This is a genomic window from Sinomicrobium kalidii (assembly GCF_021183825.1).
Lineage (GTDB): Bacteria > Bacteroidota > Bacteroidia > Flavobacteriales > Flavobacteriaceae > Sinomicrobium > Sinomicrobium kalidii.
This window is the reverse complement of sequence record NZ_CP089211.1, coordinates 574997-586416: the sequence shown is the minus strand read 5'-3', so window position 1 is coordinate 586416 and position 11420 is coordinate 574997. Positions and strand designations below refer to the sequence as shown.

The 11420-nt window shown below is 42.1% G+C and carries 9 protein-coding genes; 2 read left to right on the top strand and 7 right to left on the bottom strand.

Going from position 1 to position 11420, the window contains the following annotated elements; translation table 11 throughout:
- Nucleotides 1-162 precede the first annotated feature (162 nt).
- The gene (locus tag LS482_RS02205) at nucleotides 163-627 is read left to right on the top strand and encodes a CBS domain-containing protein (protein WP_233030119.1); all 465 of its coding nucleotides are present in this window, start codon (nucleotides 163-165) and stop codon (nucleotides 625-627) included.
- An 83-nt stretch (nucleotides 628-710) separates the two neighbouring features.
- Here LS482_RS02205 and LS482_RS02200 read toward each other — a convergent pair whose 3' ends face one another.
- The 7 genes from LS482_RS02200 to LS482_RS02170 form a co-directional block, all read right to left on the bottom strand.
- Entirely contained in the window at nucleotides 711-1058 is a 348-nt protein-coding gene (locus tag LS482_RS02200) for a hypothetical protein (protein WP_233030118.1), read from the bottom strand.
- On the bottom strand, nucleotides 1058-1543 hold the full coding sequence (locus LS482_RS02195; protein ID WP_233030117.1) for a DUF6265 family protein: 486 nt from the start codon (nucleotides 1541-1543) through the stop codon (nucleotides 1058-1060). The genes LS482_RS02200 and LS482_RS02195 overlap by 1 nt, the downstream gene beginning before the upstream one ends.
- Before the next feature lie 1296 nt (nucleotides 1544-2839).
- Nucleotides 2840-3214 carry a T9SS type A sorting domain-containing protein gene (locus tag LS482_RS02190; RefSeq protein WP_233030116.1) on the bottom strand — a complete coding sequence of 125 codons (375 nt, stop codon included), beginning with the start codon at nucleotides 3212-3214 and terminating at the stop codon, nucleotides 2840-2842.
- A 259-nt stretch (nucleotides 3215-3473) separates the two neighbouring features.
- Entirely contained in the window at nucleotides 3474-4001 is a 528-nt protein-coding gene (locus LS482_RS02185; RefSeq protein WP_233030115.1) for a hypothetical protein, read from the bottom strand.
- Between the two features lie 23 nt (nucleotides 4002-4024).
- Nucleotides 4025-5254 carry a thrombospondin type 3 repeat-containing protein gene (locus LS482_RS02180; protein ID WP_233030114.1) on the bottom strand — a complete coding sequence of 410 codons (1230 nt, stop codon included), beginning with the start codon at nucleotides 5252-5254 and terminating at the stop codon, nucleotides 4025-4027.
- Nucleotides 5255-5789: 535 nt separating this feature from the next.
- Nucleotides 5790-8606, bottom strand: a complete 2817-nt coding sequence (locus LS482_RS02175) for a TonB-dependent receptor (RefSeq protein WP_233030113.1) — start codon at nucleotides 8604-8606, stop codon at nucleotides 5790-5792.
- Nucleotides 8607-8699: 93 nt separating this feature from the next.
- Complete coding sequence (locus tag LS482_RS02170; protein ID WP_233030112.1) at nucleotides 8700-10031, bottom strand: beta-helix domain-containing protein; 1332 nt, start codon at nucleotides 10029-10031, stop codon at nucleotides 8700-8702.
- Nucleotides 10032-10270: 239 nt separating this feature from the next.
- Here LS482_RS02170 and LS482_RS02165 point away from each other — a divergent pair, with 239 nt between their 5' ends.
- Complete coding sequence (locus LS482_RS02165) at nucleotides 10271-10957, top strand: response regulator transcription factor (protein ID WP_233030111.1); 687 nt, start codon at nucleotides 10271-10273, stop codon at nucleotides 10955-10957.
- Nucleotides 10958-11420 lie beyond the last annotated feature (463 nt).

The window sequence follows — 11420 nt, the reverse complement described above, 5'->3', positions numbered from 1 at the left end:
GAGAGCATTTCCCCTGTTAGGTCCTCCGTATGGTGAGCGAAGAGAAATGATATAATTTTATGTTAATGTTATTTTTAAGGAGGTTGTAATAAAATAACGCGTAAAATTATGTTAATAAATTAAAAATCACTAAATTTATGAGATAACCAAAAATAAACAGCCATGGGAATAAAAAGTTTTCAAGGGGCCAGGGAAGAAGTGAAAAAAGACTACGACCACCCCATAGCCGTAGCAGACCACATGACCAGGAAACTGATTACGTTCACCGCGGATCAAACACTTCTGGAGGTTATGGAGACCTTTATGAAAAACAAGATCACCGGGGCGCCTGTGGTAGACAAAAGAGGAAAACTGATCGGTATTATATCCGATAGTGATTGTATGAAACAGATATCCGAAGGGCGTTATTTCAATATGCCCATCGGTGATATGACAGTAGATAAATACATGTCTACTGACGTGCTTACCATTCAAGGTGATGCCAATATATTTGAGGCTGCGACCCGGTTTTACCGGACAAGGCACCGTCGTTTCCCGGTGGTGGAAAACGGTTTTCTGATAGGACAAATAAGTCGTAAAGATGTGATGCTCGCTGCCATGAAGATCAGCGGGCAATGCTGGCGATAACCGGGTTGAAAAGTCCGGTCCCCCTGAATGTCCTGTGAAATGTTCTCATACTTCACAGGACATTTTTTATGGTATTTTTTCTGTCAATCCCTTTTTACGATCATGTAAACATCGTTGTCGAGGGGGAGGTAACCGAAATCGTACAGGAAATAATATACCGTGCCGCTCCGGGTGGTGTATAAATGGGTGAAGTATTCAAAATCAAACCCTTTTTCCAGGAGTTTCATTTTTGTGGTCTTCGTTTTACCGTTGGGATTGAGTCCGGACAGTATGCGGTAATTTTTCCGCAATTTGTTATTGATGTTCCGGATGAGGTTTTTACTGTCCCTGTTCAGCCGGTTGTTATAGGTGTTCCTGCAATGATCGCAGCAAAATTTCTTGTCGGTCCGGCCGGAGATCTTTTGTTTGCATTCCAGGCAGGTACGGGCCATTACTTTGCGCGTTTGTAATTAAATGTCACTTCTTCGCCCGACTCCTGAAAGCGTACATGTATGTTCAGTTCGTTGTGGTGTACCTTTTCAAAGGTAAGCCCGTCAAAAAACACTTTGTCCTTTTCGATCTTTATCAGTCGGAAATCCTCGGTTTCGTCTTTTTCCTCCCAGCCTTTCATATCGTTGTCGAAATGTTTTATACGTAAGAGCAGGGTCTGGCCCGTCTGGTTGATGGTGCACAGTTCGTAAAATTTCACTTTGCCGTCTGCCACGAGTTTAAAGGCGCCCATCATGGAATCGCCGAGCGGGGGACTCCATATTTCTTCTGCGGTCCCTCCCAGCGCTTCTCCTTTCCAGTGACCGGATATCCAGTTAACGTCGGTCAGGGCAGCTTCGGGAGAAATGGTGTTTTCCTGCCATTGCAGGGTTTGTTGTGCCTTTAAAAAGGTGATCGGAACAAAGAAGAGCAGTAAAAGTATTTTCATTTGTTTCTTGCAATTTATAAATACCGGACTTTCGGCCGGGTGATATACTGAACTTGCCGAAGTACCCGGGGAACTGATTGAATGTTGAACCACAGCATGTCGAAGTGGTAATCTATGTGGGTATATACGCTTAAAACTTCACAGTTGGATATTCGAGATTTCTTATTTTTTTAAGGTTACAAACTAACGATGTGTTTGCTTCCTGTTGTTCAGTGGCCCTGCCTGTACCGGTATATAACGGTTTGATTATACGGTAAATATAACAAAATATTCTGTAAACGGGCGCCACAGGTACAGCCTGCGGAAAAGAAGTAAACAATGTGACAGCAACCCTGCAGGGTGATCCGGGAATCTATCGGGACCATCAGGACCGTGGTAAAACGCTTGTCTTCTTGTTCCCTGACAAGCCCGAAAAAGTACCGTTTAAGGGATTGTGTATACGCCGAACCGAACCCCTTATGCCGTGAACATAACCCGGTACGCCGCTTAAGCAATTAAGTACACCGCATAAGTAACCCGGTACGCGGCGAACTTAGTTGTGTATGCGGCATATTTAATCCCTTACGCCGCGAACATAGTTCTGTTCGCCGCTTGCGCCATTGTGTATGCCGGATAGGTAATCCTGTACGCGGTGAACTTAGTTGTGTATGCGGCATACTTAATCCCTTACGCCGCGAACATAGTTCTGTTTGCCGCTTAAGTAATTGTGTACGCCGCATAAGTAACCCGGTATGCGGCGAACTTAGTTGTGTATGCAGTGTACTTAATCCCTTACGCCGCGAACATAATCCGGTATGCCGCTTAAGCAATTACTTACGCCGCATAAGTAACCCGGTATGCGGTGAACTTAGTTGTGTATGCGGCGTACTTGATCCCTTATGCCGCGAACATAACCCGGTATGCCGCTTAAGCAATTACTTACGCCGCATAAGTAACCCGGTATGCGGTGAACTTAGTTGTGTATGCGGCGTACTTAATCCCTTCCGGCGTAAACAGGGTTGTGTTTATGCCCGTTTTCCGGGTTTTAACTCGGAAGAAACAGGTTGAGCTTTGTTTTTGGTTCCGGTATAAGGGGGGATAGGGAAGGAGTGCGTTTGTCATTGGTTTCTTTCCCGTGACCGGGGTTGTATTCCGGAAGAATTATAGTTCGCAGGACCGACTTTCCAAGCCGGTCTTATGACATTCAGAAAAATAAAAGTATGTAAAGTGTATATCCCGGTGTATAAAAGGTGTATAAAACTTACACGTAAACAGGAAGAGTGCCGCCGTTGGAAAGTTTACGGAAAATCCTCTGTATTATTTAACCACGAGCTTTCTGGTAGAAGTATAGTTGGTCTCCGTAACTTTTATGATGTATATACCGGAGTTTAAGGAGGATACGTTGAGTGTTTTTCCGGTTATTTTGGTGTTCAACACTTCTTTTCCCAATACATCGTAAATGGAAATGGCCTTTGGGAGGTTTTTCCGGGTATGTATGGCTACAATACCATCGGTAACCGGATTGGGGAACAGGCGAAAATCTTCAATGTCCTTTTTGGGTTCGGTTTCCTGTGAGGGCCTGGTAACCAAAGCTCTGTAATTGGGTTCTTTACGCACAGAAGAATCCTGCTCCTGGGCATTTCCCAGGGTTATAAAACCCAATGTGAGGATAAAAAAGTAAAGTTTTTTCATTGGCCGCATGTTAGCTGTATACAAAGTTATTAAAAAATTATTTCCCTGTTACTAATATTTTGTTAATCCTATGCGATATTATGTATAAAAATGTGTCAGAATTCATACATGATCAAAGGTATATTATAATAGCTCTCAATTTTTATTCCAAAATGTAGTTGTGTACAATAAAAAACCGTCATTACACAGGTAATAACGGTTTTGGTAAGGAAATGATTTTACAGATATTCAACCGGGAGATTGACCGGCAGTCTGTTTTTTATTGTTCCAGCCCGAAATAGTTGATTACGGCGTTGTAGTCTCTGGTATCGAGGTCTTTTGGAGTGATGTTTCCGGCTACCGAAAAATCTACAGAAATCACTCTGATTTTATCGTAGCTTAACGAAATATCATAAGGTTTGTTATCATCCGCTCGTTGAGCTTTAATTTCCAGGTTATAATTCCCGGGATCGGTTTCGTTTTCTCCCAATGACCATTGTAATCTATAATCTTTGGCCGGGCTTTTGTCGGGAACGGAATGCCAGGTATCAGGATTTTTCTCGGTAGTGTAATACACAAGGGTTAACCTGTCGAGAAGATTAATAGAATCAGTTACTTCCAATTCCAGTGTAGATAATTCTATATCCAGTTTATGAGTAAAAGTTTGATTGCTGAACTCATACAAAATTGCGTCGCTGTTCGAAACAGATTGTTTATCTCCGGATATTTCGTCGTCGTTAGAGCACGACATAGTTCCAAGAATGATTATCTGGAGAACTGTAAAGTATATAATGAATTTGGTTTTCATACTATTATTTTTTGGAGTTTAAATTAATTTTGAAGTGTAATGGGAATTGCAGTAACGTTGTTATTTTCATTACTTTCTGAAACAGATTCCGTATCGTCCAGGACCAGAAGTAGATAATAATTTCCATTGGACCTGGTGAATTGATAATTATAAAGAGATGTTCCTCCCGTTGTTTTTCTGCTTCCTGCACTTATAGAAGATACAGAAATGGTAGCGTTAAATTTAGAATCACCACTATCTAAATTGTTGTCTGACGATAGATATAGGGCTGCGGTGGAAGATCCTGCATCCTCATCCCCATTATTTTTGACGGCAATTTGATTTATTGTTATTCCGGTTCCTGTTTGTTTTTTTATTACATGTCGTTGTGTCCCCAAGTCACTCAAAGTTGACGGACAGGTTAAACAATCGCTACTAATGGAAGTTCGGGTTTTATCCAGGACTAAATCGGGTTCACCTTCTTCTTCCGGACAACCATTGTTTGAAGAGGGGCCCGGTTCGGTCGGGCAGTCGTCATAAGCATCCCTCACACCATCGCCGTCACTGTCATCACAAACATCACCTATACCGTCTCCGTCCCGGTCGGCCTGGTTGGAATTAGATCTGTTGGGGCAGTTATCGCAGGCATTGGGAACCCCGTCATTGTCTGAGTCCGTAAATTTCACAGGTGCTGTTAGAGAACTACCGTCCATAATATAATCTTCATCGGATCCATCATGATAGCCTGCATAAACGACATAGTAATACCCTCTTGGATGACTTGCTGAAAAATTTCTGCCAATAAAATAAACTTTTCCTTCTATTAATGGATTTTCTATTTTAATATCAACTTTAATGTTGACTCCCTCATTAGGATTTGAGTTACAGTAGTTATTTTCAGCTTGGGATATTGTATTTCCCATATATTTTAGTCTGTGATGTTTATAACTAAATATGCCACTGCAAAAATTTTCCAAAACAATATTAGTTCCGTTGATAGTAGCGTCTTCATCACTCCCCCTGGTATCTTTTGAATAGGTGACTGCCCAATATTTTGTTCCATATCTAAAAACAGAACCTACTGGTAGCTTTTCTTCAATTATGATATTTAACTTCAAATCATTATTCGTAGTTATACCATCTCTACAAAACTGATCCACTGAAGTACGATCTGTCAGAACTTCGTGGACACGATGGTGTTTTTCTGTTGCCTGAGCGGTCACCTCCAAGCATAGCATAACCGAAACAAAAAAGAAAATGTAGGTTTTTTTCATGGTAAATAATTTTTAAGATTAGGTGAAGTCTAAGGTAGGTTTAACAGATATTTCCTGTATTATTATAAGGTTAATCTTACTTTAAGGAATGCTGAACTACGGTTTTGGTCTTTTTATTGAAAAGAACAAATTTGTAGGTGAATACATCTAAAACCTTATCTGTAAAGGATTAGTACTTATCTGAACGGGATTATTTTGCTTTAGTATAACTTAGAAACCCACCACCTCAGGTGGTGGTCATGTTCTTATGGCTACGCCTGAATACGTATTTTGTTTGATTAGAATTTGTGGGGGCAAAGCCACAAATCGGGCGAAAAGCCACCTCCTTTGGGGGTGGATAGTCCGATTTGAGCAAATTCTTTACTTCTTGATTTCCTGTATTAATTGGTAACGTAACGTATTCAGGATACTTACATGATGTAAACAGCTCCCCCAATTGGAAAAACATGGTTTGAATAGACGTAACTATATGAAATAGAAAGAGGCTGCCTGAACAGACAGCCTCAAATCAGGTGAAAAATATATGGATTGTTTATTAAAACCGGTAACTGTACCCAATGGAAAATTCTGTTCCCGGTGCACGGAACGAGAAGTTTTGATTTGCAGCGCGGAAAGATTCGTACTGACTTTCCCTGTCATCTCCCAGAAGGTTTTCCACCTTAATGCTTATTTTAGAGCGCTGTTCATCGCCTAAGGTTTTTGAAAAATTAAAGTTCAGGCTGTTAAAAGGCATGGTGTAAACATCCGGATAAAGTCCGGCTGAGCCTACAACTTCCAGGGTTTTGCCCTGAACATTGTAAAACAGTCCGCTTTCCAAACCAATTTCTTCATTTTTATAATTCAGCCCGGCATTAATCAAATAAGGAGACTGACCCTGTAGCTGACGGGAATCATCAGTGTTTTCACCTTCCCTTTCTGCTTGTTTTCTGGCGTCAAATTCCTGTTCGGTCATGTCTATTTTAGAGTCTATTATAGATACGTTGAGGTTTAAACTCAGGTCTTTCAGCCCCTCAGTTAAAAAACCAAAGTTTTTTCGGGCTTCTAACTCCACCCCGAACACTTGTGCCGATTCTGCATTACGGGGTTGGACATTGGTTGGGTTTTCTTTGTTATAGGCCACGATTTCTATGGGGTCTTTAAAATGTTTGTAAAAACCGCTTACAGCAACCATTTGGGCTTCTTCACCAAAGAATTCATACCTTAAATCCAGGTTGTCAATATAGGTAGGTTCCAATTCCAGATTCCCGATAAACCGGATATCAGTCAGCAAATCACGAATTTGCACCACCGAGAGCTCTTTAAAACTGGGACGGGCCGTGGTTCTGTAATAGGATGCTCTTAAGTTGGTGTTTTCGTTAAGCCCGTAAATGAGGTTTGCCGAAGGGAAAATATCCATTTTATCAATGGTCTTTTCGTTGTCCATCTGTATATCGCCTGAATTGTCCTGACCGGTAAAAAAGGTAGTGAAGTATTCCCCCCTGACACCGATTATGGCTCTGAAAGCATCGCTTAACTTAAACTCGTTGGAAACGTAAAGGGCTGCAGTATTCTGATTGGACTCATAGGTGTTCGCCGGCTGATAGTTCCCTCGGATATAGCTTCCGGCGTTGGTTTCAGGTGTCCAGATGTTCCCGGGAGCCAAAATGGAATTGGGGTCATATTCTACATTTTGGGTACTGGTGGCATAATGCAGTATTTCATAATTGTAAATGGAATAATCCCTTTTTTTGTAACTGTACAGACCACCGAATTTCAACACAGATTTATGGCCAAACATGGAATGATCTTTTGTGAAATCCACTTTACCAACAACATTTGTTTCCTCCAAATCACGCCATAATCTCATAGGCAGACCGGCGTTGTCATTGATAGAGTATCCGTCGGGCTCAATTTGGTAAGTAGTCAGTCTGACATCTTTATCCTTCACTTTACTCAAGGTCGGAGACAGGCTCCATTCGGTAGTAAATGAAGTGTCTTCAGAAGTATGTTTTCCGGATATTAAGGCGTTGGTTACTGAACGTTCAGTATATTCCAGGTTGTCTTTTATATCGTTACGGGCATCTGCAATTTGTGTGCTTTGATTGAAAAAAGCAGCTTGTGATCTGCCATTCTGAATATGTAATATATTAAACCTGTATTTGGACCGGCCTGTTTTATATGAGAGCCCGGCCAATCCGGACAGCAATACATTGTTGATTCCTAAATCACCCTGGCGCCTGCGGTTGTAACGCAGTTCATATTCGCTGGCATCGGGGTGTTTTTGGTAGAGCCCACTCTCGAAGCCTTCATAAAACTCCGTTTCGTTTTTGTAGTCTAATGAAGCAATAAAGCCCAAAGTGTTGTTGTCGCCCACATCATACCGGTTTCCGTAGCTGAAACCCAGTCCGAAATTGGGCATGGACTGTTGCCGTTTGGTTGCCAAAGTGCTGTTGAACGACCTTGTAATCCCCTCTAAGGTACCATTGTCACCGGCCGGGTGTGGAATGGTTGTTTGCGACGAAATGGGCATTTTCCGATTACCATCGTCAAAACCGAGAAAGTCGGTATTGCCACCTTCATAGGTAATGTAGTTGTCTTTGAAGTGCATGTCGGGATTAAAACCACCTGATAACGAAAGCGACATTTGTTTTTTTGATGGGAAATCTTTGGTCACAATATCTACTACACCTCCGGTAAAGTCGGCCGGAAACTCGGCCGAAGCTGATTTCACTACAATAACATTTTCCAGAATACTGGTAGGGAAAATGTCCATCTGTACTGTGTTTTTATCCGGGTCAAGTCCGGGAATATCCATTCCGTTCAGGATGGATTTGGTGTAACGGTCGCCCAGACCACGTACATATACGTACTTGCCATCTTGTACCGATACGCCGGGTACCCTTTTTACTGCCGAAGCGATGTCACTTGCCCCTGTCCTTTTAATACTTTCGGAAGAAAGTCCGTCAAGCAGAGTTACCGATTTCTTTTGAAAGTTAAGTACAGCGGCTTCGGTATTTTTACGAACGGTGGTTGTAACGACCACTTCGTCCAACTGGGCAGACGATGGATTGAGCGTAACGTTAAGTTCAACTGTACCGCCGGGAGCCACTTCTACTCCGGTTATTTCCTTGGTTTCATAACCTACAAATGAAAATACTATCGTATGAGTGCCGGCTTCTACGTTTAAAGTGTATAACCCGTCAAAATCGGAAGTGGTTCCGTTTGTAGTACCTTTTAGTACAATATTGGCAAAAGGCAGGATATCATCAAACTCGCCGTCCATTACCTTGCCGGTAATGGTACCCTCTTGTCCTGCGGCATAAAAGGCACATGCAAAAACCATAATGGTTGATAAAAGGAATTTCTTAAACATTATAATGATTTCAAATATGAGTTAATTAACAAATGTCCAAAGGCTATGAAACAGCCTTTGGACATTCAAAACAGTGTTTTGTTTTTTACAGGTTTAGTAAGCCCCTTGTGCTTTGGCAAATGTCCAGTCAAAAACCGACATATCGGCACCTACGCTGGCATCTCCGGCGGCATCAATAGGTGTTACTTCATTAGCAAAAGCGGAAGGATCGAAACCTTCTATGGGCTCTTCTTCATCATTATCGTTGATAGTGACAGCTATAAAAATGTCTGCTGGGTTCTCAACAGCGTCTGGCAGTACGATTTCCCAATTAGAAATAGTTAAACGGCCATCCGTATATTCGGTATGAGAATCATCACCGTTAATTCTGACAGTGGATTCCGCATTAAAGCCGTATGCCAATACATTGTTGATTTCTGCGAGAAGGCCGTCCCTGAAATCAGCATATCTGTTTGAACCTCCGGCTCCTATCAGGGTAATATTTTCCAGGGTGTGAGAAGCTGCGGTAGCCTCAGAACCGTTAGGACCGTCCATTTCCAGACCTGAACCATTGGTATTACTGGTCATTATAACTGCTCCGTTGCTAAAAGTTCCGCTCCAGGCTTCATCTGTATCAAAACCGTCATCTCCTTGTCCCCATACTATGGCATTGGTAACGTTTACGGTACCACCCCACCATTCAACACCATCATCTCTATTACCAACAACTTCTATGTTGGAAATTTCAGTACCAGAACCAACTCCGGCCAATGACAAACCATTGATTTCATTATCCGGCTCAATAGAGCCACCTCCATGACGGATAGAAATATAGTTCAATCTACCTGAACTGTCATCGGGATCATCTCCTCCGAACAAACCATAATCCTCATCGGCAGGTAATCCTTCTACCTGAGTCTCTTCCAGATCATTACCTTTGGAGATTGGCGCGTTTCCTAAAATAAGCACGCCTCCCCAAAGTCCGGTATCATTAACAGTCAGGTTAGTACCCTGGGTTTGGCCAGGTTGGATGTCGTCCAATTCAGAGGTAAAGATTATAGGTTCGTCGGCAGTTCCTTCAGCTATCAGAGTTCCACCACGGGCTACTACCAAAGCAGAAAGCAAAGTCTCTTGTCCTTCTTTCCCTTTGATGATGGTACCGGGGTCAATAGTTAAGGTTATTCCTTCGTCAACCACTACTTTATTATCCAACAGGTAAATGTTGTCAGCAGTCCAGTGTTCATCTTCAGTAAGAATACCACTTTTCGTCACTTCATTTCCTTCTTCACAAGGTTCGCAAGACCCACCGCAGTCAACTCCGGTTTCGTCACCGTTTTGTATGCCATCGGAACAAGTATCTTGTGCCGGAGAATCGTCATCACTGGAACAAGCCGTGATAAATACTGCTAATAGAGCAATGATGGATAAAAATTTGATTTTCTTCATTTCAATTTAGTTTAATTAATTCTTGCGCTTTTTGAAATAATTGTTTTTCAGAACGTTTATCTGTTTTGTTCTGCCGCAAAGAAAGGGGGGGAGTGTAAAGATGGTGTTATGCACAAATTAAATGTATGTAAGTTGTATGTTACTTTTATGTTACGAGATTAAAAGAATGTTAACCGCTTTAATTTTTTAATATTATCTTTACTTTTGGCATGAATAACACCACGTAAATTAACATAGAGATGAAAAAAAGAGACATCCGGATCCTGCTTGTCGATGACGAACCGGATATTCTGGAAATTATAGGGTACAACCTTTCGGGTGAAGGGTACAATGTATCTACGGCTGGTAATGGAATAGAGGCCATTGCCAAGGCAAAAAAAGAACGTCCGCACCTGGTGATCCTTGATGTGATGATGCCTGAAATGGATGGTATAGAAGCCTGTGAACAGCTCCGCAAAATTCCGGAACTTTCCAATACCGTGATCACATTCCTCACCGCCAGGGGGGAAGACTATTCGCAGGTAGCCGGGTTCGATGCCGGAGCGGACGATTACATCACAAAGCCCATAAAACCGAAAGTGCTGATAAGCAAGGTAAAAGCCCTTCTTCGCCGGTTGAAAGATCAACAGGAGCCCGAAGAAAGTGTGGTGAAGGTAGGTGATATTACCATAAACCGGGATGAATATAAAATAATACAGAAAGGCAATGAGATCATTTTGCCGCGAAAGGAATTCGAACTGCTGTCCCTGCTCGCCTCCCGGCCCGGAAAAGTCTTTAAACGCGAAGAAATACTGGATAAAGTTTGGGGCAATGAGGTTATCGTAGGCGGTCGTACCATCGATGTCCATATCCGTAAACTCCGCGAAAAAATCGGAGACGAACACTTCAATACGGTCAAGGGGGTAGGGTATAAGTTTGTGTTGTAATTTTGAGTTATTGAGTTATTGAGTTATTGAGTTATTGAGTTATTGAGTTATTGAGTTGTTGGGGATAGGTGGGCTTTTTCTGAAGAGAAACCTGTCCCGGTACGGGGTGCCGGATAGCGGAAGCGATCGCTGCTCTGTTATTATTTCCGCTGTTGCGTTCTCACCGAAATTCATCTTTTTCCGGCTGTCTCCGGGGCGGGGGGACAGGGATCCCGCAGGACAAAAGCACTTCAAGGTTTTAATTATATAGTGCTGTACTATTCATACGGAAATTATAATCAGATAGCTATATTGCATAAGGGATGGACGTTTAAAAAGTTCCTGCTTTGTGACCCCTGCGGTTTAGTTCAGACTATTGCTTTGTGGTTTGCCATGTTCATGGGTTTTACTTACCACAAAGAAACCTTACAAAGCTTACAAAAAGAGATACAGAGAAATTAAGATATCACATGATGGGTAGTTT

Coding starts and splice junctions, on each gene's coding strand:
- LS482_RS02165 (WP_233030111.1), top strand. CDS start 10,271: ATGAAAAAAAGAGACATCCGGATCCTGCTTGTCGATGACGAACCGGAT.
- LS482_RS02205 (WP_233030119.1), top strand. CDS start 163: ATGGGAATAAAAAGTTTTCAAGGGGCCAGGGAAGAAGTGAAAAAAGAC.
- LS482_RS02180 (WP_233030114.1), bottom strand. CDS start 5,254: ATGAAAAAAACCTACATTTTCTTTTTTGTTTCGGTTATGCTATGCTTG.
- LS482_RS02195 (WP_233030117.1), bottom strand. CDS start 1,543: ATGAAAATACTTTTACTGCTCTTCTTTGTTCCGATCACCTTTTTAAAG.
- LS482_RS02175 (WP_233030113.1), bottom strand. CDS start 8,606: ATGTTTAAGAAATTCCTTTTATCAACCATTATGGTTTTTGCATGTGCC.
- LS482_RS02190 (WP_233030116.1), bottom strand. CDS start 3,214: ATGAAAAAACTTTACTTTTTTATCCTCACATTGGGTTTTATAACCCTG.
- LS482_RS02200 (WP_233030118.1), bottom strand. CDS start 1,058: ATGGCCCGTACCTGCCTGGAATGCAAACAAAAGATCTCCGGCCGGACC.
- LS482_RS02170 (WP_233030112.1), bottom strand. CDS start 10,031: ATGAAGAAAATCAAATTTTTATCCATCATTGCTCTATTAGCAGTATTT.
- LS482_RS02185 (WP_233030115.1), bottom strand. CDS start 4,001: ATGAAAACCAAATTCATTATATACTTTACAGTTCTCCAGATAATCATT.